General features: G+C 70.5%; 20 protein-coding genes. 5 read left to right on the top strand and 15 right to left on the bottom strand.

Annotation, left to right across the window (positions count from 1 at the left end):
• Window positions 1-58 precede the first annotated feature (58 nt).
• From ACFQS2_RS10450 to ACFQS2_RS10435, 4 genes are read right to left on the bottom strand one after another with little or no spacing between them, the layout of a single operon-like run.
• Window positions 59-2,050 carry a hypothetical protein gene (locus ACFQS2_RS10450; RefSeq protein ID WP_377793705.1) on the bottom strand — a complete coding sequence of 664 codons (1,992 nt, stop codon included), beginning with the start codon at window positions 2,048-2,050 and terminating at the stop codon, window positions 59-61.
• Window positions 2,047-2,907 (bottom strand): sugar phosphate isomerase/epimerase family protein, encoded by an 861-nt coding sequence (locus tag ACFQS2_RS10445; RefSeq protein ID WP_377793703.1) that lies wholly within the window; start codon window positions 2,905-2,907, stop codon window positions 2,047-2,049. The genes ACFQS2_RS10450 and ACFQS2_RS10445 overlap by 4 nt, the downstream gene beginning before the upstream one ends.
• Window positions 2,904-4,241: a DUF993 family protein gene (locus ACFQS2_RS10440; protein WP_377793702.1), complete on the bottom strand. Its 1,338-nt coding sequence runs from the start codon at window positions 4,239-4,241 to the stop codon at window positions 2,904-2,906. Before ACFQS2_RS10440 ends, ACFQS2_RS10445 begins: the two co-directional genes overlap by 4 nt.
• A gap of 5 nt (window positions 4,242-4,246) precedes the next feature.
• A complete protein-coding gene (locus ACFQS2_RS10435; RefSeq protein WP_377793701.1) occupies window positions 4,247-5,401 on the bottom strand; it encodes a Gfo/Idh/MocA family protein in 1,155 nt (384 codons plus the stop codon).
• A 374-nt stretch (window positions 5,402-5,775) separates the two neighbouring features.
• Here ACFQS2_RS10435 and ACFQS2_RS10430 point away from each other — a divergent pair, with 374 nt between their 5' ends.
• The 3 genes from ACFQS2_RS10430 (at window position 5,776) to ACFQS2_RS10420 (ending at window position 10,193) form a co-directional block, all read left to right on the top strand.
• Entirely contained in the window at window positions 5,776-8,010 is a 2,235-nt protein-coding gene (locus ACFQS2_RS10430) for a glycoside hydrolase N-terminal domain-containing protein (RefSeq protein WP_377793699.1), read from the top strand.
• Between the two features lie 30 nt (window positions 8,011-8,040).
• Window positions 8,041-8,469, top strand: coding sequence for a MerR family transcriptional regulator (locus tag ACFQS2_RS10425; protein ID WP_377793698.1), 429 nt, complete (start codon window positions 8,041-8,043; stop codon window positions 8,467-8,469).
• A 230-nt stretch (window positions 8,470-8,699) separates the two neighbouring features.
• Window positions 8,700-10,193, top strand: a complete 1,494-nt coding sequence (locus ACFQS2_RS10420; protein ID WP_377793816.1) for a SulP family inorganic anion transporter — start codon at window positions 8,700-8,702, stop codon at window positions 10,191-10,193.
• A 3-nt stretch (window positions 10,194-10,196) separates the two neighbouring features.
• On the opposite strand, the gene ACFQS2_RS10415 is transcribed toward ACFQS2_RS10420, so the two are convergent.
• The 10 genes from ACFQS2_RS10415 to ACFQS2_RS10370 form a co-directional block, all read right to left on the bottom strand.
• Window positions 10,197-11,291 carry a dienelactone hydrolase family protein gene (locus tag ACFQS2_RS10415; RefSeq protein ID WP_377793697.1) on the bottom strand — a complete coding sequence of 365 codons (1,095 nt, stop codon included), beginning with the start codon at window positions 11,289-11,291 and terminating at the stop codon, window positions 10,197-10,199.
• A gap of 38 nt (window positions 11,292-11,329) precedes the next feature.
• Window positions 11,330-12,178, bottom strand: coding sequence for a sugar phosphate isomerase/epimerase family protein (locus ACFQS2_RS10410; protein WP_377793696.1), 849 nt, complete (start codon window positions 12,176-12,178; stop codon window positions 11,330-11,332).
• Window positions 12,179-12,395: 217 nt separating this feature from the next.
• Window positions 12,396-13,796, bottom strand: a complete 1,401-nt coding sequence (locus tag ACFQS2_RS10405; RefSeq protein ID WP_377793694.1) for a polysaccharide lyase family 1 protein — start codon at window positions 13,794-13,796, stop codon at window positions 12,396-12,398.
• Between the two features lie 45 nt (window positions 13,797-13,841).
• Window positions 13,842-15,335 carry a right-handed parallel beta-helix repeat-containing protein gene (locus ACFQS2_RS10400; RefSeq protein WP_377793692.1) on the bottom strand — a complete coding sequence of 498 codons (1,494 nt, stop codon included), beginning with the start codon at window positions 15,333-15,335 and terminating at the stop codon, window positions 13,842-13,844.
• 27 nt (window positions 15,336-15,362) lie between these two features.
• Window positions 15,363-16,322, bottom strand: coding sequence for a carbohydrate ABC transporter permease (locus tag ACFQS2_RS10395; protein WP_377793691.1), 960 nt, complete (start codon window positions 16,320-16,322; stop codon window positions 15,363-15,365).
• A complete protein-coding gene (locus ACFQS2_RS10390; RefSeq protein WP_377018497.1) occupies window positions 16,319-16,765 on the bottom strand; it encodes a hypothetical protein in 447 nt (148 codons plus the stop codon). The genes ACFQS2_RS10395 and ACFQS2_RS10390 overlap by 4 nt, the downstream gene beginning before the upstream one ends.
• Window positions 16,749-18,041 carry a glycoside hydrolase family 28 protein gene (locus ACFQS2_RS10385; RefSeq protein WP_377793689.1) on the bottom strand — a complete coding sequence of 431 codons (1,293 nt, stop codon included), beginning with the start codon at window positions 18,039-18,041 and terminating at the stop codon, window positions 16,749-16,751. Before ACFQS2_RS10385 ends, ACFQS2_RS10390 begins: the two co-directional genes overlap by 17 nt.
• A gap of 58 nt (window positions 18,042-18,099) precedes the next feature.
• Window positions 18,100-19,605 (bottom strand): extracellular solute-binding protein, encoded by a 1,506-nt coding sequence (locus ACFQS2_RS10380; protein WP_377793687.1) that lies wholly within the window; start codon window positions 19,603-19,605, stop codon window positions 18,100-18,102.
• On the bottom strand, window positions 19,602-20,330 hold the full coding sequence (locus ACFQS2_RS10375; protein ID WP_377793686.1) for a YesL family protein: 729 nt from the start codon (window positions 20,328-20,330) through the stop codon (window positions 19,602-19,604). The genes ACFQS2_RS10380 and ACFQS2_RS10375 overlap by 4 nt, the downstream gene beginning before the upstream one ends.
• Window positions 20,330-21,277 (bottom strand): ABC transporter permease, encoded by a 948-nt coding sequence (locus ACFQS2_RS10370; RefSeq protein ID WP_377793684.1) that lies wholly within the window; start codon window positions 21,275-21,277, stop codon window positions 20,330-20,332. Before ACFQS2_RS10370 ends, ACFQS2_RS10375 begins: the two co-directional genes overlap by 1 nt.
• Before the next feature lie 374 nt (window positions 21,278-21,651).
• Between ACFQS2_RS10370 and ACFQS2_RS10365 the strand changes: the two genes are divergently transcribed.
• Window positions 21,652-23,253, top strand: coding sequence for a family 43 glycosylhydrolase (locus ACFQS2_RS10365; protein WP_377793682.1), 1,602 nt, complete (start codon window positions 21,652-21,654; stop codon window positions 23,251-23,253).
• Window positions 23,253-25,238, top strand: a complete 1,986-nt coding sequence (locus ACFQS2_RS10360) for a DUF6807 family protein (protein ID WP_377793680.1) — start codon at window positions 23,253-23,255, stop codon at window positions 25,236-25,238. Before ACFQS2_RS10365 ends, ACFQS2_RS10360 begins: the two co-directional genes overlap by 1 nt.
• Before the next feature lie 220 nt (window positions 25,239-25,458).
• Here the strand turns inward: ACFQS2_RS10360 and ACFQS2_RS10355 are convergent, their stop codons facing one another.
• Window positions 25,459-25,968 carry a TIGR03086 family metal-binding protein gene (locus ACFQS2_RS10355; RefSeq protein ID WP_377793678.1) on the bottom strand — a complete coding sequence of 170 codons (510 nt, stop codon included), beginning with the start codon at window positions 25,966-25,968 and terminating at the stop codon, window positions 25,459-25,461.
• Window positions 25,969-26,002: the final 34 nt, after the last annotated feature.

The following is a 26,002-nucleotide window of genomic DNA, read 5'->3' as shown; positions in this document are numbered from 1 at the left end:
ATCAAGTTACACGAGTAACCAACGGGCCGACAGGGCACGGGCCCTCCCCGGCCGGCCCTCACACCGCGCGCAGCACCACCGCTAGCACTCCGGTCCCCGTCTCTGGATCGGTCGTCGGCCCCAGGCACAGTCGATGCACCGCCCCGCCCCAGGACCGCTGCAGCAGGGGGTCGTCGATCTCGCGTCGCTCCAGGTCCCCCGTTCCCAGTTCGGCGTCCCAGCTCAGCTCGGCGATCGCCCCGGAGAGCGCCCGCACCTGCAGGCTCCCGGCGCGATGATCGAGCACGTCCCCGGCCAGCACGTAGTGGGCCTCCACGCCGTCCCCGAGCGTCGACCCGCCGCGCGGCTCGAGCTGCCAGTGGTCCTCGATGCGCACCGCAGGCGTCGATCCCCGCTCGAGCGCGACCCGCCGCTGGTAGCTGCGCACTCCCGCCTCGGCCGGGTAGGCGCCGGCCAGGTCGAGGGTCAGCGAGGACCCCTCCGCCCGTACCCCCTGCGCCGCATACTCCTCCCCCACGCCCTGCACGCAGCCGCGGATGGTGGGCAGCGTGTGCCACGAGCTGGTCATCGTCCAGATCTCGTACCGCCGCTCGCTGAAGGTCTGCGCGGTGTACGTCGGCTGCCCCAGGTCGATGAGCACAGGGCTGGCCTCGAGCGCGACCATGACGGAGCCGACGTCGAGGTGGTTGTGGGCCTCCGCGTTGTGGCCGCCCTTGACGGCGAGCGCCAGCCCGGCCCGATCGCCGGCTCGCTCACGGGCCACCAGCAGCTGCACCTCGGGCAGCCAGGTCTCGGCAGGCAGCGGCGGGCCCGTCGGACGGCCGGCACGCCACTCCTGGTCCCCGACCGCCCACAGCACCCGCCCCAGGCCCAGCTCCGGCCGCACGGGCGGCGCCGGGTCGTCACCGCGGCGGGCGAGCGCCCCGGCCACCACGTCCCCGTCCCCGAGCGCGCGACCCCACCGATGCAGCACCTCCCAGGGCTGGGGGTCCTCGGGCCGGGCCGGCCCGTCGGCCACGTTGACGAACCAGCCGTCCCCGAGCTCCATGCGATGCGGGAACCGTGCCAGCTCCGAGATCACGGGGATCTCGAGCACTGCCTGGCGTGAGAGCAGCCCGCCGGAGGCCATGCTGAGCAGGTCGATCGCCTCCAGCAGGCGGCACGCGCCGTTCCAGAAGTAGGAGAAGCCTTCGTCGATGCCGCCGTCGGGAGGGAACGAGGCGAGGTAGCGGTCCAGCTGGGCGATCGCGAGGCAGAGCACGGCATCGCGGTCGGCCCGATCCTCCTCGCCGTCCAGCAGGAACAGCGCACCGGCGATGAGGTGCTGGTGGATCCAGCCGGTCCAGTTGTGGGCCCGGCCGTGCAGCCAGTGCCAGTCGCGGCGCGCGAGGTAGGGCTCGAACACCCGGCGGCGGGCCTCGCGGCGCATCCGCTGACGGAGGCCCGGCACATGCTCGTCCAGCGCCGCACCGATCGCCAGATCCGCCCACGCCAGGACGTGCAGGGTCTGGCCGGCGCCGAGGTCGACCACGGGCGCGTCGGGATCGGGCACCATCCAGCCGCGCCGGTCGTGGGACTGCTCATGGGCCACCCAGCACCAGGTGGACATCTCGCACAGCAGCATCAGCCCGTCGGCCGCGCGATCGATCCAGCGCTGCTGGCCGGTGGCGACCGCTGCGAGCACCGCCTCGCCGGTCATGATGCCCAGGCGCCGCGCGTCGTCCTCGTAGTCGGTGCGCACCCCTTCCCGCCAGAATCGCGTGTACTGGCTCAGCAGCGGGAACGGGAGGGGGTCATCGGCGACGGCGAGCGCCGGCGCGGTCATGGCCTCCTGCAGCGAAGCGGGCAGCTCCGGCGGGCCCTCTGCTGCCAGGCGGGGCACCGGCAGGCGTTCGCGCACCTGGCCGAAGGCCTCCGACAGCTCTGGAGGCAGCTGCGCGCGGGCCGCCGCCTGGGGACCGACGCCGTCCGGATCATCGGACTCGACCGGCAGGCCCCAGGCACGACGCAAGGGTGCGGTCGGTCCCCGAACCTCCGGGTCAACGCTCATGCGTACGGCAGGACCAGCTGCTCGAAGCGCTCGGCGACGGTATGGATGGCCTCGGCGGCCGGTGTGGCCCACACGTCTTCGTGGAAGATCTCCACTTCGATGTCGCCGTCGTAGCCGGTCGCGGCGATCATGCGGGTGATGGCGGGGAAGTCGATGTAGCCATCGCCCATGTAGCCGCGGGAGAACAGCGGTTCGGCGGCCAACGGCAGGTTCCAGTCGCACACCTGGTAGCTCAGCAGGCGGCCGGCGTCGGCGGCACGCTGGATGGCGCGCTCGAGGTAGGGGTCCCACCACACGTGATAGGTGTCCACGACGACGCCGGCGGCGGGGCTGCCGGTGGCCTCGGCGATGTCGAGGGCCTGGTCGAGGGTGGAGACCACGGCGCGGTCGGCCGCGAACATCGGGTGCAGAGGTTCGATCGACAGCGTGACCCCGCGCTCCTCGGCGTAGGGGGCCAGGGCCGCGATGTTCTCGGCGACGCGGGCGCGGGCGCCGGCGATGTCCTTGTCCTCCTGGCTGATGCCGCCGACGACGAGCACCAGCGTGGGGGCGCCCAGAGCTGCGGTCTCGTCGATCGCGCGCCGGTTGTCCTCCAGCGCCGCGGCGCGGTCGGCCTCGGCGGCGGCGGTGAGGAAGCCGCCGCGGCACACGGTGGACACGCGTAGGCCGGCGTCATCGACCCGGCGGCGCAGGGCCTCCAGTCCGACCTCGGCGACGTCCTGGCGCCACAGACCGACGGCTTCGATGCCGGCGGCGGCGGTGGCCTCGAGGAACTCCTGGATCGGCGTGGTGCGGCAGGTCCAGCGGTTGATGGACAGACGGGGCGTGCCGGTCGTCTCCGGAGCGGGCGTGTTCATGCGGCGGATCCTTCCGTGAGGCCGTCCGGTCCGTCGGCTCCCCCGGCGGCGGCCCCAGCAGCGCCGGCCCCGGCAGCATCTCGAGCCGCCTCGTATCCGGCCAGGCGCAGCATGGCGTGCCAGCGTTCGGCGGCCAGCTGGGGGCGCTCGAGGTTGCCGGTGCTCGCGGCCAGTTCGATGGTGCGCGAGAGGTGGGGCAGGCTGCGGGCGGAGTGCATCCCGCCCACCATGGTGAAGGCGGGCTGGTGCCCGTTCAGCCAGGCGAGGAAGGCGACGCCGGTCTTGTAGTGGTAGGTGGGGGCGGAGAAGACGTGCCGGGCGAGCTCCTCGGCGGCGTCGAGGATGCGGCGGGCCTGATCCGGCTCTCCGGCATCCAGTGCCTGGACCGCTGCGGAGGCGGCGGGCGCGGTGACGGCGAACGCGCCGAGCAGGGCGTGGGAGAAGCTGCCCTCCGGCTGGTCGGTGCGCGCCGTCGTCCCGTCGGCCCCCTCTCCCACGATCAGGTGGGAGAAGTGGAAGTCGTCCCCGGTGAGCATCTGCACGCCGCGCGGCAGGCGTTCGCGCACGGCGACCTCCGCCTCGGCGTCCAGCAGGCTCATCTTCACGCCGCGGATCCGGGCCGGGTTCGCCTCGATGATCCGCAGCAGCGTCTCGGAGGCCTCGGCGGTGTCGCCGGAGCCGAAGTAGCCCGCCAGCTGCGGGTCGAAGGCGGTGCCCAGCCAGTGCAGCACGACCGGTTCGGTGGCGGCCTCGAGCACGCGGCGGTAGACGTCCTCGTAGTCCTCGGCCGACGTCGCGGCCCGGGCGAGGTGACGACTGGCCATGAGCACAGCGCCCGCGCCGGTGGCCTCGGTCGCGCTCAGCTGCTCGCGGTAGGCCTCGACGATCTGGTCCAGGCTCAGCTCAGGCTCGCTGCGGTGGTCGGTGGAGACACCGGCGACGACCAGGTCGCGCACCTGCGCGCCGTCCCGGAACAGGCCCGCGTACGCGGGATCGGCGAGGGCCTCGCGGGCGGCGTCGGCGGTGCGGGAGATCAGCTCGCGGGTGGCCGCGGCGTCCAGCCCCATGTTGCGCTGGGCGGTGTCCATGGCGTCGGCGACGCCGAGACCGCGCGACCACATGGTGCGGCGGAAGGCGATGGTCGCCTCCCAGTCGATGTCGGCCGGGGCGCCGGGGGTGTTGTCCCCGTGGACGATCGGGACCACATGCACGGCGGCGAACACGGTGCGCGAGCGCAGCGGCGCGGTGGGCGCTGCGAAGGGGACCGCCTCCCCCAGCGGCATGGTGCGCAGATGGCCGTCCTCGTCGAGCAGGGTCAGATCGGTGCTCGTCATGGTGCTCAGACCTCCGTGAGCGGGTCGAGGGTGATGCGGCGGCCCTCGGCAGAGCTGGCCAGTCCGGTCTCGGCCAGCCGCACCCCGCGGGCGCCGGAGAGCAGATCGAACGGATAGGGGCGGCCCTCGATGTAGTGGCGCAGGAAGTCCTCCCACTGCACCTTGAAGCCGTTGTCGAAGGTCTCGTTGTCGGGGACCTCGATCCAGTCGTCGAAGTAGTCGTGGCCGTCCTTGACGTCGGGATCCCAGACCGGCTTCGGGGTCGCCTCGCGCGGCTGGATGTGGGCGCTGTGCAGGCCCACGACGGCGGAGCCCTTGGTGCCGTCGACCTGGAACTCGACCAGCTCATCGCGGCGCACGCGCACGTCCCAGCTGGAGTTCATCTGCACCACGATGCCGTTCTCGAGGCGGAAGACGCCGTAGGCGGCGTCGTCGGCGGTGGCGGTGTACCGGGTGCCGTTCTCGTCCCAGCGGGCCGGGATGTGGGTGGCGGTCTGGGCGTAGACGTCGGCGATGCGGCCGAAGAGGTCCTCGATGACGTAGTTCCAGTGCGGGAACATGTCCGCGACGATGCCGCCGCCGTCCTCGGCGCGGTAGTTCCAGGAGGGACGCTGGGCGGCCTGCCAGTCGCCCTCGTAGACCCAGTAGCCGAACTCGCCGCGCACGGAGAGGATCTCGCCGAAGAAGCCGGAATCGATCAGGCGGCGCAGCTTGAGCAGGCCGGGCAGGTAGAGCTTGTCGTGGACGACGCCGGAGACGGTGCCGGCCTCCTTCGCCAGGCGCGCCAGCTCGAGGGCGTCGGCGAAGGACTCCGCCGTGGGCTTCTCCGTGTAGATCGCCTTGCCGGCGGTGATGGCCTTCTTGAGGTTGGCCACGCGCAGGTTGGTCACCAGGGCGTCGAAGTAGACCTCGTAGTCCTCGTCGGCCAGGGCGGCCTCGACGTCCGTCGTCCACTGCGTCAGGCCGTGGCGCTTGGCCACGGCGGTCAGCTTCTCCTCGTTCCGGCCCACCAGCAGCAGCTCGGGCAGCAGCCGGTCGCCGCCGGTGAGCTCGACGCCGCCCTGGTCCTGGATGGCGAGCAGGGAGCGCACCAGATGCTGGCGATACCCCATGCGTCCCGTGGCCCCGTTGACGATGATCCCGATCCTGCGTGTGGCCATGTGGCGGCTCTCCTTCATGTGCGGCCGCGGCCGGCGCGGCGGCAGTCCGTGCTGGGCTGACTGAGAGGAACGGCCGCGATCCCGGCTGCTCGCGCGCCACGTCGCGCACGAGCTGCATCCGTCGTGAGCGACGGATGACGGTAACCGCTTTCCGTTCCGGGGGCTCAGTAGATCATGTCAGCGCCCGGGTTTCAAGCGCTTTCCCGTCGCGCCCGGTGCCGGACGCCCCCGCGCTCTCGCGCACGCCCTCTCGCCCCCGCGTGGGCCCTCGACGCAACGGCCCCTCAGACATAGGATGTTTAGCGTTGCCGAGACGCGATGCCCAGCGGGCTGCCGCTGCGACCGCGACCCCCGAACCCGAGGAGAAACCTGTCATGACGCCGCCCGATACTCTCAGCCGGCGTCACGCCGCAACGCGCTGGCTGGAGGCATTGCCTCTGGGAAATGGTCGGATCGGTGCCATGGTCTGGGGTGACCCCGAGGTGGCGCGTTTCAGTCTCAACGAGACCACCCTGTGGTCCGGCTCCCCCAGCACCACCCGGAACAGGTGCACCTCGCGCGAGGACGCGGCAGAGCTTCTGACCCGTGCCCGATCGCAGTTCGGCTCCGGACAGATCGTCGAGGCGCAGAACTCGATCGAGGAGCTCGGGGCCGCATGGGCACAGGCCTATCAGCCCGTCGGGGATCTGCAGGTGCGCCTCTCTCGCGCGGACGGGACCCAGCAGCCCGTCGAGCGCACACTCGATCTCACACGGTTCGAGCACACCGCACGGACGCCCGACGGCGAGCACCGCACCTTCGTCAGCACCGCCGACGAGGTCCTGGTCCATGCCGCCCCCTGCCCCGACGGCGCCGACGTCGCGCTCGAGTTCACCTCCCCCCTGGTCGAGGAGCGGCGCACCTCCGGGCCGGACGGCCTCTCCCTCGTGCTCCGCGCCCCGTCGGACGGCGTGCCGACCCGCCACGGCGATGTCGCCGAGCTCGCGTGGGACGCCGAGGGCGAGAGCCGAGCGGCCGTCGTCGTCCGCACCCGGCGCGAGAGGGGCCGCATCCTGGTCGTCTGCGCCATCGTCACCACGTGGCAGGGCATGGGCCGGCACCCCGACCGTCCCCTCGCCGACGCTCTCGCCGAGGCGACGGGCCGGGCCGACGCCGCGGTGGCGCGCGGTGAGCTCGACCTCCGCAGGCGCCACCTCGAGCGTCTCCCGCTCGGGGCCGGCGATGTCGAGCTGGAGCTCAGCGGCTCCGAGCACGCGGAGCTGCTCGCCACCACCTTCGCCTACGGCCGCTACCTGCTCGCCTCCTCCTCGCGTCCGGGCCTGCCGCCGGCGAACCTCCAGGGCATCTGGAATCCCCACGTCCTGGCGCCGTGGAACTCGAACTACACGGTCAACATCAATCTGGAGATGAACCACTGGGCGGCGGGGGTCGCGCACGTTCCCGGCGCAGCCGGGGCCCTGGAGGGCTACGTCGCCATGCTGCGCGAGAGCGGGAGCGAGACGGCCCGCCGTGTGTACGGCGCCGACGGCTGGACCGTCCACCACAACTCGGACCCGTGGGGCTACACCGATCCTGTGCGCGGCAATCCCAAGTGGTCCTCGTGGCCGATGGGCGGCCTCTGGCTCGAGCGCGAGCTCTCCTCGATCGCAGCCTTCGGCGGGGAGGAGCCGCGCTCGATCGCCGAGCGCCGCTTCCCCGCGCTGCGCGACGCAGCGGCCTTCGCTCTCGATCTGCTGTGGGAGACGGAGGGCGGGGAGCTGGTCACCTTCCCCTCGACCTCTCCGGAGAACGAATGGGTCGCACCCGGCGGCACCCCGGTCGGGCTCAGCGAGGGCACGGGCATGGACCGCTGGCTGGTGCGGGAGATCTTCGAGCTCCTCATCGCGGCATCCCGCCTGACCGGCCGCGGTGACGATGAGATCGTCCGGCGCGCCGGGGCGGCGCTGGACCGGGTGCCCGGGCCGCGGACGGGGGCCGACGGCCGCATCCTCGAATGGCACGCCGACGGGCTCGAGGAGGTCGAGCCCGAGCACCGGCACGTCTCCCACCTCGGCTTCCTCTACCCCGGCACCGATCCCGTGCCCGATGAGCTCTCCCGCGCCGCGGCCGCCTCGCTCGAGGCCCGCGGGGACGAGGCCACGGGGTGGTCGCTGGTGTGGAAGACCTGCCTGTGGGCACGCCTTCGTCGCCCGGACCGGGTTCAGGCCCTGCTGGAGCTGTACCTGCGCCCGGCCGAGACCGCCGACGGCGTCGAGCGCAGCGGCCTGTACCCGAACCTCTTCTCGGCCCATCCGCCGTTCCAGATCGACGGCAACATCGGGATCGTCGCCGCCCTCGCCGAATGCCTGCTCCAGAGCCACCGTGGCGAGATCGAGCTGCTGCCTGCGCTGCCGCCGATCATGGCCGACGGGTCGGTCCGCGGGCTACGGGCGCGGCCCGGCATCGAGGTCGACATGACCTGGGCCGACGCCGACGTCACCGCGCTGCACCTGCGCGCGGTGGGTCCGGGGGCGCTGGGCACCCACTCGGTGCGTCGTGGAGAGCGACTGCTCGACGTGGAGCTCAGGGATGAACGGCCCGTGGAGATCGACCTCTCACGGCTGATCTGAGGGCGCCGCCCCATCGGGCACACTGACCGTATGAGCCCGACGGACGATCATCGCGAACTGCTGCACATCGGAGCGGTCGCCGAGCGCACCGAGCTGAGCCTGCGTACGCTGCGGCACTACGACGAGATCGGCCTGGTCACCCCCTCGGAGCGCACCGAGGGCGGGTTCCGGCTCTACTCCGAGCAGGACGTCGAACGCATCCTGCTCATCCGACGGATGAAACCGCTGGACTTCAGTCTCGAGCAGATGCGCGAGCTGCTCGATGTCGCCGACGCGGCCGACGGGCCGGGCGCCCCCGCCGAGGCCCTCCGCACGCTGCGCGAGTTCGAGCAGATCGCGATCGAGCGGCGCAGTGCCCTGGAGAAGAAGGTGGCGATGGCCGATGAGTTCCTGGCGCGTCTGCGCGAGATCGCCGGCCCCGAGGAGAGCGGGACCGCCCTGGACGCGACGAATCGGTAGACCGTCGCTGCCTGCCACCCCTGAGCCCCGTACCTGTGACCCATCGCGCAACGCCCGCCGGGTGCGAGAACCACTGAACCTCCCGTAACGTGAGGGTTGGTCGTCGGCCCTCGGACTCGTCCGCTTCCTCGGGCCTCCCTCCCATCTCCTCTCCCCAAGGATGCTTCGTGACGTCAGTCAGCCCTGCCCTCGGCGGCGCCCCCGCCGCCGCGCATTCCCAGCAGCGCCCGATGGGCGTCCTCGAGGCGCTCCGTGACCCCCGCCGCCTGAAGACCGAGGTGCTCGGCGGCCTCGTCGTCGCCCTCGCCCTGATTCCCGAGGCGATCGGGTTCTCGCTGGCCGCAGGCGTCGATCCGGCCGTCGGCCTGTACGCCTCGGTCACCATGGCGATCTCCATCGCGATCGTCGGCGGCCGCCCGGCCATGATCAGCGCCGCCACCGGTGCGGTTGCCCTGGTGGTCGCGCCCGTCATGGCGCAGACGCAGGACCTGAACTACCTGGTCGCCACGGTGCTGCTGGCCGGCGTGCTGCAGGTGGTCCTCGGCGCGCTGGGCGTGGCCAAGCTGATGCGGTTCATCCCCCGCTCGGTGATGACCGGCTTCGTCAACGCCCTGGCCATCCTCATCTTCATGGCGCAGGTCCCGCACCTGTACGGCCAGGGTGTGGGTCCGCTGGTCTACGCACTGGTGGCCGTCGGCATCGTGATGCTGGTGGTGCTGCCCAAGATCACCACCGCCATCCCCGCCCCGCTGATCACCATCCTCGTCATCAGCGCCGTCGTGTTCTTCTCGGGCTGGAGCGTGCCGACCGTGGGCGACGAGGGCGAGCTGCCGGACTCCCTGCCCAGCCTGTTCATCCCCGACGTCCCCCTCACCCTGGAGACGCTGCAGCTGATCGGCCCCTACGCGCTGGGCATGGCGCTGGTGGGGCTGCTGGAGTCGCTGATGACGGCGAAGTTCGTCGACGACATCACCGACACCCACTCGAACAAGACTCGCGAGGCGTGGGGCCAGGGCGTCGCCAACATCGTCACCGGCTTCTTCGGCGGCATGGGCGGCTGCGCCATGATCGGCCAGACCATGATCAACGTGAAGCAGTCCGGCTCGCGCACCCGGATCTCCACCTTCCTCGCCGGTCTGTTCCTGCTGATCCTGCTGGTGGCCCTCGGCGACATCGTCGGTCTGATCCCGATGGGCGCCCTGGTGGCGGTCATGATCATGGTCTGCGTGGCCACGTTCGACTGGCACAGCATCCGCCCCTCGACGCTGCGGCTGATGCCCGTGCCGGAGACCCTGGTCATGGTGATCACCGTGGTCGCCACGGTCGCCACCCACAACCTCGCCGTCGGCGTCATCCTCGGCACCCTGGCCGCGATGGTCCTCTTCGCCCGGCGGGTGGCGCACCTGGTGCGCATCGAGCCGGTGTGGGAGACCGACATCGACGACGACGGCGCCCCGGAGATCCGCCGCTACCGCGTGGTGGGCGAGCTGTTCTTCGCCTCCAGCAACGATCTGGTCTACCAGTTCGACTATGCGGGCGATCCGGACGTCGTGATCATCGACCTCACCGACGCCGACGTGTGGGACGCCTCGACCGTGGCGGCGCTGGATGCCGTGCAGTCGAAGTACACCGACCGTGGCAAGGAGGCCCGCATCATCGGGCTGGACGGCGCGAGCCAGGAGCGCCTGGAGCGCCTGTCCGGGAAGCTCGGCGACGCGGTCTGAGGCTCAGGCCAGTCGCTCGGCCATCAGCTCCACGGACCGCTCCCCGCGGAAGGCGTGGCCGCCGTCGGTGACGACGAGCTCGGGAGGCGCGGCGTCGAGCGCCTGCCACACCGGGGGCAGCTGCGCGAACGAGGCGCGCGTCGCCTCGATCGGGAAGATCGGGTCGTGCTCACCTGCCTCCAGCACCAGGGGCCGGGGCGCGACGAGGGCGGCGATGTCCGCCATCTCCATCCCCGGCAGCAGGCCGGGGATGATGTTGCAGGGGCAGTGCCGGATCGAGCACAGGCTCGCCTCGAACGAGGAGAAATAGCTCGCGACCAGGGCGCCGGCGACAGTCGGGTCCACTGCCGCCAGCAGCAGCGAGACGGCCCCGCCTCCGGAGCCGCCCGCGACGGCCACCCGCTGCGGGTCCACCCCGGGCACCTCGCGCAGCGCCTGCACGGCGGCGCGGGCGTCAGCCACACGGTGGCCCATCACCGGCCGGCCGTGCAGCAGGTGGCGGGCGGCATCGATGCCGCACGAGTTCTCGGTGTCCTCATAGGGTTCGGCACCGTCCGGGCGGGGGACGCGGCGCCGTCCGAAGCTGATCATCTCCGGGCACAGCACGGTCAGCCCGGCGCGCACCAGCTTGTGGGCGAGGCCGTCGTGGTACTCGTCGGCCGGATCAGTGCTGACCAGGTCGTCGATGCCGCGGCCGTGGCCGGCCACCAGCACGACGGCGGCACCCGTGGCCACCTCCGGAGCGGGGCGCAGGAGGAAGGCGGGGATCACGTCGCCGTCGGCCGTGCGGATCCGGACCTCCTGTGGTTCCGTGCCGCTCGCAGCGGGGAGATCGTCCAGATGCGGCGTTGCGGCGGGGGCCGACGTCTCGGGGGATGCCGCATCCCCCGTCGCGCCGTCGCCCGTCGCGCCGTCAGCCGCCGCGCCGTCGGCCGTGCTGCCGGCGCGGGCGCTGCGCCGGCCCTGGCGGTCCTCGAAGTGATCGGCCAGTCCCAGCAGGAAGCGCAGACGGCGGCGGGCGGTGGCGGCCTCGGCCGTCGCGGGGGTCTCCACGGTGGCCTCGGCGTCGGAGTCGGCTCCGGTCAGGGGCGGTTCCATGTCGTCGTCCTTCGCTGGGGTGGGATGCCGGCGGTGCGTCAGCGGCTCGCGACGGCGCGGTCGAGCCGGCTCGAGATGTCCGCGAGGACGTCGTCGACGGGCTGCTCGGCCAGCTCCTTCATGAACGGCTCGACCTTCACCGGCCCGGTGTAGCCGGCAGCATGGACGGCGCCCATGAATCCGGCCAGGTCGATGACGTCGGTCTGGTACGGCAGGCGACGGTCCAGGTCCTGCTGCTGGTCGCGCTCGCGATCGCTGCGGGCATCGTTGATGTCGACCGAGACGAGGTCGGCGTCGGTGAGGCCGACCAGGTCCTCGGCGCTCTCGCCGGCGGTGTACCAGTGGTAGCTGTCCAGGATCAGGCCGACGTTGCCCGCGCCGGATTCGGCGATCAGCTCCCGTGCCTCGCGCAGCGAGTGGATGAAGGGGAAGCGTTCGGTGGACCAGAACGTCTTCGGGCCGATGTACTCCAGGCCGATGCGGATCCCCGCCTCGGCCAGGAGCTCGGCGACCAGGGCGAGACGGCCGGCGAAGAGCCGCCAGTTCTCGCGGTAGGTGCGCTCGTCGTGCATCGGGCGGATCCAAGTCCCCACCCGGGTGACCTCGGCGGCCTTCAGCAGCTCGAGCGCGGCGGGCAGATCGGCGAGGGATTGGCGGAACTCCTCGGCGGGAGCGTCGAGGCCGATCGGCAGGCCGGTCATTCCCCACTCCAGGCCGCGCTCGCGCACCGCCGCGGCGTGCTCGGCCACAGCCGCGGTGCTGCCGAGCGACCGGAAGTAGCCGAGATCCGGGTCGACGCCGCCGAAGCCGTGCGTCGCGGCGAGGTCGACGGCGGTCGGGTGGTCCAGGGAGAGGCCGAGCGCGCCGGCCGAGAGATTCGAGAACATCCCGAAAGCCTATGCGGAATCGCGGGTCTGACCGTGATCCACGGCACGGAGTCCACGTCGTGGGACCGCGCGCTCGGCGATGGCCGATATTCGCGCCGAGGGGCGTTCCCGCGGGAACGGCCCGTCGGCCGATAGACGCTCCCGCGGGAGGGTCCGCACGCCCCAGCAGCGTTCCCGCGGGAACGCTGCTGGGGCGTGCGATGCAGCCGGACGGAGGTCAGCAGCCTCCGTGAAGACGGCCCGGCGCAGGACCGAACTCGGGACCGGCCCAGGCATCGACCACACCGGCCACGTGCTGGACCTTGTGCTCGCAGGCCCGCAGCGTCGGCTCCCAGCTGGTGTCCTCGGCGAGTTGTTCGTCCTCATCGGCGTTGGCGTTGTACTCGGCCAACAGGTCCACCTGACGATGGTTGACGAGGTTGCCCTCGGTGACGATGACCTCGCCGCGCAGGAAGGACAGGAGCTGCCCCGGTTGCGTGTCACCGGTGATGTCGAAGGCGTTCGCCTCGACCCACAGATGCGATTCGTGGCCGACCCCGAGTGAGTAGCCGTAGTCGACGGTCTGGTCGTCAGTGATGACGTAGTGGTTGTTGTAGACGTCGACCTGTCCCCAGCGGGCGCGCGGTGCCCGCTGGCCCACGCCCTCGTAGAGGTTGTGGTGGAAGGTGACCCGGAGCTTGCCCGGGTCCCCACGGTCGGCGCTGTCGGTCGACCCGACCAGGGTCAGCTTGTCGTGGTCGGAGAAGCTGTTCCAGCTGACGGTGACGAGGTCCGAGCCGTTGGTGACGTCAAGAGCACCGTCGTGCCGCTGGAAAGTCTGTCCGAAGTACGTCGGCAGCTTGTCGTCGGTCATCGGCTCGTCGGTGAAGGCGTTGTGGTCGACCCAGATGTTGGTTGCGCCGTCGACGATCCGCACGCTGTCGTACTCGCTGTTCCAAGCACCTTCGTCGCCGTCGGTGGGGTCCCACGAGGGGAAGCAGTCGTAGGTGTCGGCGAGCACGAGGTTGCGGATGATGACATTGTGGACCCCGCTCGCGGTGAGGTTCGCGCCGGTCAGCCCGGCGCCCTCCTCGGCGCCGATCAGCGTCGTGTTCGAGGGGATGCGGATGTCGACCAGGGCGCGCTGCTTCTGCTCGGCGGCCTCGCGGGCCTCCTCCATCTCACCGTCGGGCTTACGGTCACGGCCCCAGGTCTCGGGGTCGTAGGCCTCGAGGTATTTCTCCAGGGTGTACCCGGTGCCCTCGGCGATCTCCTCGCAGGTGAGGGGATCACCGTTCTCGTCGGCGTTGACCTCGATGGTGCCGTGGACCCGGATGATCGCGGGCTCGTCCCCGGAGTCGGCGAGAGCGTTGACGAGCTCGGTCCGGGTGGAGACGTCGTACACGTGCTCCTCGTTCGCCTCGGCGCCGCCGGTGGTGCCGCCGCCGGCGCTGGCCCAGCCGTCGTCATCGGGAAGGACCTGCCGGTCGGTGATGGCCGGATCGCGCGGGTGCGTATCGGGCGGGCCGTGGGTACCGCCGGGGCCGGCCACGGCGGTGGAAGGAATCATCAGCATCAGGGCGGCCGACGCTGACACGAGTGCGCGGGCCGTGCGCCGGGTTCGGGTGGATGTGGCCATCATGATCTTCCTTGATCTGTTGTGTCGGCTGCTGGTCTTCCCTGGTCAGAGGCGCGGATCCGATATCTCCCAGGGGCCGCCCGTGAGCTGGACGTCCTCGAGCCGGAGTGTGTCGTCGATCGAGCGCAGCGGATAGGCGGCGCGGTCGCCCCCGGTGTCGTCCTCGTAGGCGTTCTCCAGCGTGAGGGCGGCGAGCACGACGTCCCGGGCGAACACGGTGACGGTCGCCCAGTCCGTGGCAGGTTTGTCGTAGGTGACCACGACGTCGGCGGGATCACCGGAGGCACCGCGGATCTCCAGGCCGTCGCACCCCGGCCAGATGGAGATCACCTCGCGGTAGATCCCGGGGTGGACGATGATCTCCACGGGGTGGGGGCTGCGCCACGCGGCCCCGACGGCGGCATGGATGGAGGAGACGTCACCGGTCCCGTCCTGGGAGACATGCAGGCGCCGCGGCGTGCGCTCCGTGCGCCCATGGGGGCCTGCATGCCGGGTGAGCAGGTCGCGCACCTGGTCGACGGGGTCGAGGTCGTAGTCGTAGTGGTCGGCGGGGTCGACGTCGATGCCCGTGTCCTCCCAGTCGCCCCAGGAGTCGGTGCGCAGGTTGCCGTTCTGCGCGACCCGGGACTGCTCGTCACTGGTGCCGATCGGGTTGCGGACGGCGTCGAACACGCTGTGCTCGATGAGCAGCTCGGTGGCACCGCGGGAGGCCATGCCGTACGAGCTGGCGCCCGCGAGCCAGCAGTTGTACACGTGCCCGATCCTCACCTGATCGATGCTGCCGTTGCGCTGGTGGACGTTGGAGAACCGATTGTGGTGCAGCGTCAGCGTGGTGACGAGGTTGTCGGTCCAGCCCACGCCGAGCGTCTTGTTGTGGTCGCGGAAGAGGGACCAGGACACGGTCACGTCGGTCGAGTCCTTGCGGATGTCGACCTGACCGTCGCCGAGCCGGGCGAACTCGCAGTGATCGATCCAGACATGGTGCGAGGTATCCACACGGATGCCGTCGTTGTCGTTGGTCTCGAACTTGCCGTCCCAGTCCCCCGCGACGAAGGAGTCCCGGACGGTGAGGTTGCGGATGATGACGTTGGAGACCTCGAGCAGCCGCAGCCCGCCCCCGACGATCTCGGCCCCGCGGCCGACGCCGAGGATGCTCGTGTTCGCGGAGACGTCCGTGATGGTTCCGCTGGGGAACTCGATCGTCCCGCTCACCAGCACCACCGTCGGCTCGTCGGCCGCGATGGCTTCGGCGAGCGCATCCGCCGTGGTGACGGTGACGACGCGACCGCCGAGTCCGCCCGTGGTGCCCTCCGGCAGCTCGGGGGTGGGCACGGAGGCGAATCCCGTCGGCCGCGGCGACCAGACGCGACCGCCGCCGGCACCGGACCTGCCGGTGGGGACCCGCATCAGGGCCAGCACGCCATCCGGCGTGGTCGCGGTGGGCCGGGCGAGAGCGGGAGCGGTGCCGGCGAGCACGGCGGCGGCGCCCACGGAGGCACCGGCCAGGGCAGGGAGGCTGCGGCGGGGAACTGACGGCATGATCATCCTTTATCGGTGGGGTGCGGCTCAGCCCTTGACCGAGCCGATGAGCGCGCCCTTGACGAAGAAGCGCTGGATGAAGGGGTACAGCAGCAGCATCGGCATCGTGGCCACGGTGATGACGGCCATCTTCACCGACTGCGCCGGAGGCACCACGCTCACCGAGGAGGCGTCCGCGTTGACACCGCTGGCGACGATGACGATCTGGCGCAGCAGCACCTGGATCGGCCACTTCGAGGAGTCGTTGATGTACAGGATCGCGTGCATGTACGTGTTCCAGTAGGTCACGGCGTAGAACAGGCCGATGGTGGCGATCGAGGCGATGGACAGCGGCAGCACGATGCGCGCGAACACACCCAGCTCGGAGCAGCCGTCGATCCGCGCCGCCTCCTCGAGGCTGTCGGGGATGCCCTGGAAGAAGTTCCGCATGATCACGAAGTTGAAGGCATTGACGGTCACCGGAAGGATCAGCGACCACAGCGAGTCCAGCAGCCCCAGCGAGGAGACCACGATGAAGGTGGGGATCATGCCGCCGCTGAACAGCATGGTGAACACGACCAGGAAGTTCATGGTTCGGCGCCCCAACAGGTACGGCTTGGCCAGGGCATAGGCCATCAGCGCCGTGACCACCAGGCTGAGCAGCGTGCCCGCTGTGGTCACGAACACCGACACTCCCATCGCACGGAAGATCGTCGGGGTCGAGAGGATGTAGCGGTAGGCGTCGAGGGTGACCTCCCGCGGGATCAGCAGGAAGTTGGTCGTGGCCAGCTCACCGGGGCTGGCGAAGGAGCTGCCGATGACGTGGACGAACGGGATCAGGCAGATCAGGGAGAAGCCGCTGAGGATGATCACGTTGATCACCCGGAATATCTGCTCCCCCGTGCTGAGGCGGCGCAGGCGCGGCTGGCCGTTTCGGCGTGGCGGGCGCGTGGCCAGGACTGCCTTGCTCCCCGCGTCGGTGGGAGGGCTGGGTGGTGCGGTGGTCATGAAGGGCTCCCATCCGTGAGCGGGCGCAGGGCGAAGAGGGCGGCGGTCGCGAAGAAGACGAACGCGAGCGGGAACAGGATCAGCTGGCTCCCCAGCAGCAGGACCAGCCCCGCGGCGAAGAACCACCAGCCGGTGGTGCGGCGGGTGGGCAGCCGACGGGCGAGGAAGAGCCCGGCCGTCGACAGCAGCAGCACCACGATCAGGGTCGCGCCGAACCAGGCTCCGAGGACGCGAGCCGCCTCGAACGCCTCCTGCGGGCCCATGCCGTGATCCGCGCCGAGCAGGGAGGGCATGACGTCGCGCTCGAAGGTCGCGGCATCCACCCCGTTCATGACCAGGCAGAAGCCGCCGAGGCAGAGAATCGCCAGCGCCATCCCGACACCTGCGATCCACATCTCGGCGGTGCGACGGCGGAGCCGGCGGGACTCATGCAGAACCGTCATCGCTCCCCCTGACCTCCAGTTCGAGACCCTCGCAGGCGTGTGTGGACACCGCGGCCCCGTCGGCGCCGGCGACCCGGACCCGGCTGAGCTCGCCGCCCCGCACGAACCCGAGCTCGATGCCGGATCGGGTCCGGGCCTCCACGGCGAGCGCCATCTCGGGCGCTCCCGGCCGCGGATCGGCGGCGAAGGTGACGTCGAGGTCGTCGAGGGTGACGTTCTCGAGGGGCGCCTCGGGCAGTCCGAAGAGGTGACCCGCCGAGGCGTGGACGTTCCTCGCGGTGACATGTGCGAGATGGAGCCCGCGGATCCGCGGGGTGCCCCCGTCGACGGCGCGCGCGGAGCGGTCCCCCACGTGGGGCTCCTTGCCCTCCGGCCCGCAGAAGTAGAAGGGGTTCACCGTGATCGGGCACAGCACGTCGTCCATGACCACGTTGGTCACCCGCACGTCCTCGATCACTCCCCCGCGCACCCGGCGGGTCTTCAGACGGATCCCACGATCGGTGCCCTGGAACACGCAGTTGCTGATCACGACGTTGCGGACGTCGCCGCTCATCTCGCTGCCGATCACCACCCCGCCGTGACCGCGGATCATGGTGCAGTTGCTGATGACGATGTTCTCGCAGGCGACGCGGTCCGGCGTGTGCTCGGTGCCGGCCTTGATCGCGATGCAGTCGTCGCCCACATCGATGTGGCAGTCGCTGATGCGCACGTTGCGGCAGGACTCCGGATCGATCCCGTCGGTGTTCGGCGAGTCCGCAGGGTTGCTGATCCGGATGCCGCTGATGGTGACGTCGTCGCACAGGGCGGGATGGAGCGTCCAGGCCGGGGAGTTGCGCAGGGAGACGTCCCTGATCGTGACCCGTTCGCAGCCGTGCAGGCCGATCAGGGTCGGGCGCGGATGCGCGAGGTCGCCGCGCCGCTGCCGGAACGTCTCCCACCAGGTCGCGCCGCCCCCGTCGACGGTTCCCAGGCCCGTGATCGAGACGTCCCTCTCCCCGTGCGCGAACAGGCACGGGGAGTGGACGAGGCCTGCCGTGCCTTCCCAGCGCGCCTCGACGGCCGGGTACAGCGCGGGATCCGGGACGAACTGCAGCAGCGCGCCGGCCTCGAGGTGCAGATCGATGCCCGAGCGGAGCCGGATCGCTCCGGTGCGGTGGGTGCCCGGGGGCACGCGCACCTGACCCCCGCCACGGGCCGCCGCCCGGTCGATGGCGTGCTGCAGCCATGTGGTCGCCAGCTCGGCGACGGGCGGTTCGGAGATGTCCAGGGTCGACACGAAGGGACCTTTCCCGATCGGTGGAAGGAGCGGAGGGGAGCGCGGCGGAGACGAACCGTCAGCCGTTGACGGCGTCGTAGGCCTCGGTGTACTCGGCGATGATGTCGTCCAGGCCCTGGGAGCGCACGGCCTCGATGGAGGCCTCGTAGTCGCTCATGGAGGTCTGGCCGATCATGAAGGTGTTGTAGGCGTCGTTGAGCGCCTGCTCGATGGTCGCCCACTGGTTGTCGTACGTCGGGGACGTCAGCGACTGCGCCGGGTTGGTGATGGCGTACTCGGCGTTCTCGTCCATCATCTCGTTCGCCTGGTTCACGTACTCGTCGGACGACTTGTAGATCTCCACCAGGTCTGACGGGCGTGAGCCGTTGTAGGGCTGGACCTGCTGCTCCCACAGGGGCTGATCGATGATGGTCACCACCCCGTCGTCATCCATCTCGTAGTGCGTGCCCTCGATGCCGTTGGTCATGAGCTGGAAGGCGGGCTCCTCGAGCAGCTCGTCGATGAGGGTCAGCCCGCGAGCGAGGTCCTCCTCGGAGGTGAGCGACTGGGTCGAGAAGCACATCAGGCCGCCCATGCCCCCGCCGGTGTCCGAGACGATCCGCCGCGGCACGTCCGCATAGGTGATGTCGTTGATGAGCGTCCACGACACCTCGGTGTCGGGGTTGATCGACTCGGCGAGCGCCACGTAGTTCTTGGCCTCGAACAGCCCGGTGACCACGATGCCGCCCTTGTCCTGCGCGATCGCCTGCTGCTGGTTCTGCTTCTGCATCGTGATGAACTCCTGGTTCACGCCGCCGGCCTCGTAGACCTCGCGGTACCACTGCATGGCCTCCTTCCAGGGGTCGGTGGTGCAGGCGGGGACGATGTTGCCGGCGTCGTCCAGCTGGAACTTGTCGCCCGCGCCGAAGTAGCCGGCGAGCGATCGGAAGCCGACCAGGAAGCTCTCCTGACGGTCGATGAACCCGGTGGCCGCGGCGCCGGTGCCGGTCGGGTCGTCCTCGGCGAAGGCCTTCGCGACCTCGCCGAGCTCCTCGATGGTGTGGGGCACCTCGAGGCCGAGGCGGTCCAGCCAGTCCTGCCGCACCAGCACGCCGTAGCGGGCGAGCGGCTTCTGGAACGGCACGCCGTACAGCGCACCGTCCAGCCGTGCCCCCTCGAGCGTGTCCGGGTTGATCTGGCTGAGGTTCGGATAGTCGGCGAGGAACTCCTCGACCTCCCAGAACAGTCCGGAGCTGAGTGCGTCCCGGATCGACGGCATCGCCAGCTGGTTCAGGGACGTGATGTCGGCGACGGAGCCCGAGGCCAGGGCCGCGTTGACCTTCTCCTCCTTGGAGGCGTCCGGAACCCACTGGAACTGGAAATCGGTCCCCGTGTGCTCGGTCAGCGCGGTCATCACCGGGCCGTCCGCCTGCGGCGTGGACGGGGTGTGCAGCATCGACATCCAGGTCAGCGAGCCGCCACCGGCGCCGGCCGAGCCGCCGCCACTGTTTCCGCAAGAGGACAGGGCGAGGGCGCCGGTGGCGGCCAGGGGTGCGGAGGACAGGAGAGTTCTGCGAGTGATCATGCCGGGGTTCCTTTCGGGAGGGACGACGACCGCTGGGCGGCCTTCGTCGGGCGAGGCGGGGACGCGTCGGTGCGCTCCGCCGGGTGCGCTGGCACGCGCAGCACGGGGTGGGGGTCGGCCTCCGGGGAGATCTCGAGATCACGGAGGATCCGCCGGCAGACGGCGGCGAAGACGAGGGCGGGCAGGGCGATTCCGAACATCACCAGCAGCGGCGCGGCGAAGCGCAGCATCAGGCCGTAGCCGACCAGCACGGTGGTGGTGGCGATGATGGTCCAGTGCAGCGAGCCCACCCCCAGCAGCAGGGCGCTGCTGAGCTGTGCACGGATGCCGGTCACGTCGAGGGCGGCCATCACGAAGAACACGTAGGCGCCGAGGATCCACAGCACGGCGGCTGCCGCGAGGTTCGCCGCCCTCAGGTACCAGTCCGAGAGGCTCAGCAGGTTGACCAGGATGACAGCGCCGGCGAGCAGGAGGATCGCGCCCATCACCACGGGGTGCCACCGCAGCTCCCGGGCGTACCGGAAGAAGGTCGGGGCCACCGGCGGGGTGGTGCCGTCCCGCAGCCAGTGATGGAGATACTTGGCCAGCGCGTAGCTCGCCGGACCGAAACCCACGAGACCGAGACCGGCCACGGTCACCGCGATCCACAGGATGTTCAGCCAGGCCAGGCGCCAGAGCCCGGAGAGCCGGCGGTTCAGGGCCACGAACTGCTCGAAACCGAACATCAGTACACCCCTTCCTCGCCGATCCGCTTCGCCAGCGAGTTCACGCCCATCACGAGCACGAGCCCCACGAGGCCCTTGAACAGGCCCACTGCGGTCGCGAAGCTGAGCTGGCCGTTCTGGATGCCGGCGGTGTAGACGAAGGTGTCGAAGATTTCGCCGACCTCACGGTTCATCGAGTTCAGCAGCAGGAACATGTGTTCGAACCCGAGTTCGAGGAAGTCACCGATCGAGAGGATGAACAGCACGATGATCGTGGGCCGGATGGCAGGCAGGGTGACGTGCCAGGTCTGCTTCCACCGGTTGGCGCCGTCGATCTCGGCGGCCTCGTAGAGCGTCATGTCGACCGCGGTCAGGGCGGCCAGGTAGACGATCGTCCCCCAGCCCGCCGTGCGCCAGACGTGCTGGAACACGTACATCGGGCGCAGCCATTCGGGATCGGTGAGGAAGGCGACGGGCTGCCCGCCCAGCGAGGTGATGAGGTTGTTGATGGCCCCGCCGTCGGTCGTGAGCAGCACGTAGAACAGCGACACCACGATCACCCACGACATGAAGTGAGGGATGTAGATGATCGTCTGCACGCTCCGCTTGAAGAAGCGTCCGCGCAGTTCGTTCATCAGCAGCGCCAGGATGATCGGCACCGGGAACGAGATGAGCATGAGCAGCCCCGACAGCACCAGGGTGTTGCGCAGCAGCATGAAGAACGTGTCCTGCGTGAACAGGCGGACGAAGTGCTCGAAGCCGACCCAGGGGCTGCTGAGGATCCCCAGGAACGGCTGGTAGTCCTGGAACGCGATGATCAGACCGCCCATCGGCAGGTACTTGAACACCAGGAAGTAGACGATTCCGGGCAGTGCCATCAGGTAGAGCACCCGGTGGCGCCAGAGCATCGCGGCCAGCGATTTCTTGCGCGCCTGTACGGCCGCCTTTCCCGCAGGGGGCTCAGGCACGGTTGCGGCGAGCACAGGAGACGAGATCCTGGGGTCGCGTACGGGGTCAGCCGCCATTGGCCATCCTTGTTCGTCGTCGAAGCACGGGCGGGGAACATTCGTGTGAAACCGGTTCCCCGCGGTCTCCCCAGTGTGAGTGGCGATCTCCCGGCTGTCAACGCTGCGGGCGAACACCATTCTGGGCAGCCTGCCGCCCTGGCTCCATCCCTACTGGTCATGACGCCGCCCGGGCGCGCGACACCAAGGACCTCACCGCGGCCGGCCACCTGATAGTGTGCGCGCAGCAGGCTGTGTAACCGGTTCCCCGCAGGTCGCGCGGAAGCGCCCGCACGAATCGGACCAGCGCCCTGAGCAGGCCGTGCGGAGGAGTCACGTTGGAACACCGATCGAACCCTGTCCTCGATGCGGATTGGCCGGACCCGGACGTCATCCGCGTCGGCGGCGACTACTGGATGATCGCCTCCAGCTTCAATCGAGCCCCGGGACTGCCCGTGCTGCGCTCGTCGAACCTCGTCGACTGGGAGCACGTGACCAATGCGCTGCCGGCGCTGGTCCCGCTCGAGCACTATGCGCTCCCGCGGCGCGGCAGCGGCGTCTGGGCTCCCAGCATCCGGGAGCACGACGGCACCTTCTTCATCGTCTACCCCGACCCCGACCACGGGATCTTCGTGATCGACGCACCGCATCCCGCGGGTCCGTGGAGCGCGCCCCGGCTCCTGCTCGCCGGGCACGGATTGATCGACCCGTGCCCCCTGTGGGACGACGAGGGCCGCGCGCATCTGGTGCACGGCTGGGCGCGGTCGCGCGCCGGGGTCAAGAATCGCCTCTCGCTGCTGGAGGTGACCCCGGACCTCACGGCCCCGCTGTCCGCATCCGAGGTGCTCATCGACGGCGCCGAGATCCCCGGCATGCTGACCCTCGAGGGCCCCAAGGCGTACGTCCACGACGGCTGGTACTGGATCTACGCCCCGGCGGGAGGGGTCGCCGACGGGTACCAGGTCGTCTTCCGCTCCCGCGACCTCCGCGGCCCCTACGAGCACCGCGTGGTGCTGGAGCACGACGACACGACGGTCAATGGTCCCCACCAGGGCGCATTGGTCGACGACGAGCAGGGCTGCTGGTGGTTCGTCCACTTCCAGGACCGCGACGTCTTCGGCCGTGTCACCCACGTCCAGCCGGTCCGCTTCGACGCCGAGGGGTGGCCCCACATGGGTGAGCCCGTCGACGCGACCCGCGGCCGTCCGGTCGCCGTCGTCCCCGAGGTCGGCGCCGTGGGCGGCAGCGGTCCGGTCACGGGCTACACGGAGCCGCGGCGTTCCGACGACTTCACCTCGCGCGAGCTCGCTCCGCGCTGGCACTGGCAGGCCAACCCCCGGGCCGACCGGTGGCGCACCGGGGACGGGCGACTGGACCTGGCCTTCGCGCCGAGTCCCCGCGCCGATCTCCGGCAGCTCGGTGACGTGCTCGGCCAGCAGCTTCCGGGGCAGCCGAGCAGCTGGGAGGTGGAGCTCCATCTTCCTGCTGCACCCCCGCGCCGCGATGCCGCCCCCGAGCGGGCGGGGATCGTGGTGCTCGGGCTGAGCTATGCGTGGGCCGGACTGGTCCGGGACGGGGACGGCATAGCCCTCGTTCACGGCACGATGCCGCAGGACGCGGCCGACGAGACGATCCACCGCGCCCGGCTGCTCACGGCGGACCCGACCGCCGAGGCCTCGATACGCCTGCATCTGACCTGCGATCAGGCTGGTCGCATAGCGCTGGGGGCATCGCCGGGCCGAGCGGCCCCGGCCGGTCGCCCTGCGGGGGCGGCACCTCCCCAGTGGCTGCTGACCGGATGGCAGAGTACGAAGGGACGGTGGATCGGCGCGGAGGTCGGCCTGTTCGCCGCGGCCGGGAGCATGGTGGACCATGTCCTGGACGACCGGAGGGCGAGTTTCGGCCCGGTGACCGTGCACTGCGAAGGATGTGACATCTGATGCCCCGAGGCGGAGGTGGGCCGACCATCACCCAGGTGGCGGAGGCGGCCGGGGTCTCCCGCGCCACGGTCTCGCGCGTCCTCAACGGCCGCACCAGCGTCGATCCGTCGATCGGCCTCCGTGTGAAGGAGGCGGCGCAGAAGCTGCAGTACCGTCCGAACCTCACTGCCCGCAACCTCTCGACCGGGCGCACCCTGACGGTGGCGCTGGTGGTCCCGGACCTCGGCAACCCCATGTTCCAGGCGATCCTGCGCGGTCTCTCCCGCAGCGCGGAGGCCGACGGATACAGCGTGCTGGTCGCGGAGGCCTCCTCTCCGGAGCGGGAGGAGTCGATCGCCCGCGAGGCACGCCGCCGTTGCGACGCGGTGGTGCTGGTCTCGCCCCGCATGGACGACCTCGTCCTCGACGAGCTCGTCAGCACCATCGCTCCCGTGGTTCTCGTCAACCGTCGCACCACCGCGGGCCGCGCCACCACCATCAGCATCGACTATGCGGGAGGCATGACGCAGCTGGTCCGTCATCTCGAGGCGTTCGGGCACCGGGATCTGCTGTACGTGGCCGGCCCGCCCCGCAGCGCGGCCAACCGTGCACGTCTGACCGCTCTGAACAGCCTCGTCGACGCCTCCCCGGGGACGACGCTCCGCTCCATCCACGGCGGCTCGACCATGTCCGACGGGTACGAGGTGGCCGAGCAGGTGCTCGAATCCGGGGCCACCGCTGTGCTGGGGTTCAACGACCTCACGGCCTTCGGCATCCTGGCGCGCCTGAACGAGTTCGGCGTCAACGTGCCCGGAGACCTCTCGGTCACGGGTTTCGACGGCATCGAGCTGTCCCGCTTCGCCGTGCCGCGTCTGACCACCGTCGGCCAGGAGCAGCTGGATCCGGGCGCGGTCGCCTGGACCCGGCTGCGCGACCACATCGAGAGCCCGGGCGCCGACGAGACCTTCGGCGATGTCCTGCTCGAGCCGCAGCTGATCGTCGGCGACAGCACGGGGCGCGTGCCGCCGTCGAGGGTGCCCGTTCCCGACCATGCCGATGCACTGTCGGGGGCATACGATGCCGACCTCGCGAAGAAGCCGCTGGGCTGGGTGCGGGAAGGTCGGGACTGGACCCTTCTGCACGGGGGGACGCTGCTGACCGCCGCCGTGACGGGGGCGTCCATGGCCCCCGTCCACAGCCCGCGCCCTCATCTGCACCCCGTGCGCTCTCTGCACGGACGAGCGCTGACGGTCACGAATCCGGTCGATCACCGGCATCATTTCGGCCTGTCGCTCGCCCTGCCCGACGTCAACGGCACCACGTACTGGGGAGGGCGCACCTTCGTCGAGGGCCGTGGCTCGACCCTGCTGGCGAACCAGGGTGTCCAGGAGATCCGCGAGACGGAGACCGCGGAGACCGGGCGCGATCTGCGCTCGGTGGTCAGGTGGCTCGATCATGATGGCCGCGACGTCCTGCTCGAACGGCGACGCCTCCGGGCGTTCGTCCTGCCCGAGCACTATGGGTGGGGCCTTGCCTGGCGCAGCCGCCTGTACGCGGACACCGCCGACGTGCGCCTGACGAGCCCCGCGAACCGGGGCCGGCTGGGGGCGGGGTACGGGGGCCTGTTCTGGCGTCTGCCCGACGCGGACGAGACCCGCATCCTGGTCGAGGACGGTCACGGGGAGTCGATCGCCCATGGGTCGACGAGTCCGTTCCTGGTCGTCCAGCGACGCCACGGCAACGAGTGGACCAGTCTCGTGCTCGTGCAGGACATCCGGACGCAGAGTCGTGTCGACCCGTGGTTCGTGCGCGCATCGGACTACGTAGGAATCGGCACGAGCCTCGCCTGGTCCGCTCCGCGGGACATACCCCGCGGCGCCCACCTCGACGTCCGGGTGCACGCGGCCGTGTTCGACCACCCGGTGACGGCCGATGAGGTGCCCGCGATCGTCGGGGCCATGCCTGTCAGCGACGACGAGTTCCCCGCCTCGAGCGGCGACTCCTGATCGGCGGGCGGCGTGCCGCGAGTGATGTGCCGCGACACGACGTCGACGACCTCGCCCTGAGGCGTTCCCGCGGGAACGCCTCAGCACGGCCGCGAGCGTCCTCCGCGCACCGTCGCGCCGACCCGATGAACGTTCCCGCGGGAACGTGTCTCGTCGTCAGACGTTCCCGCGGGAACGTCTGACGACGAAGGGTCCGCTCGGCGATCGGTCCTGGCGGAGATCAGCCGGCCGCAGCCTCCCATCGCGGATCGCGGCCCAGGAAGGCGAAGAGCTTCTCCTGCTCGGTCGCATCCTTCGGCACGGGCTGCTGCTGCCCGAACTGGCCGCTGGATCGCAGCATCTCCTCCATGGCACTCATCCCGGCCAGCGCCTCGTGGACCATGTCGGGATCGAGCGCATCGTCCTGACCCGACGAACGAGCCAGGTCCCAGGTGTGGAAGAAGACGTCCCCGGTGAAGACCGAGTCGACGACGTCCGGGACCGGCCTGTCCTGGCCGGTGTGCGGATTCGAGTGCAGGTGCTGCGCGGCAGCCGGATCCTCGAACAGCTCGCGGACCTGCGTATCGAGATGGATCCAGGCGCCGACGGGGTCGTCGTCCGCCGACGGCCCGGCCGAGAAGCGGACATCCGAGCCCCCGTGGATCATGGCCGGCAGCCAGGTGACGAGATGGTCGACGACATCCCGGGCACGCCATTCCGCGACGGGCGTGGGTGCGTCCCAGTCCTTCACCCCCGCCGACCGTCTCGGTGAACCGGTCGGAGAT

The sequence above is a fragment of the Brachybacterium sp. GCM10030267 genome, assembly GCF_042666875.1.
GTDB lineage: Bacteria > Actinomycetota > Actinomycetes > Actinomycetales > Dermabacteraceae > Brachybacterium.
This window is presented reverse-complemented; position numbering and strand designations above follow the sequence as displayed.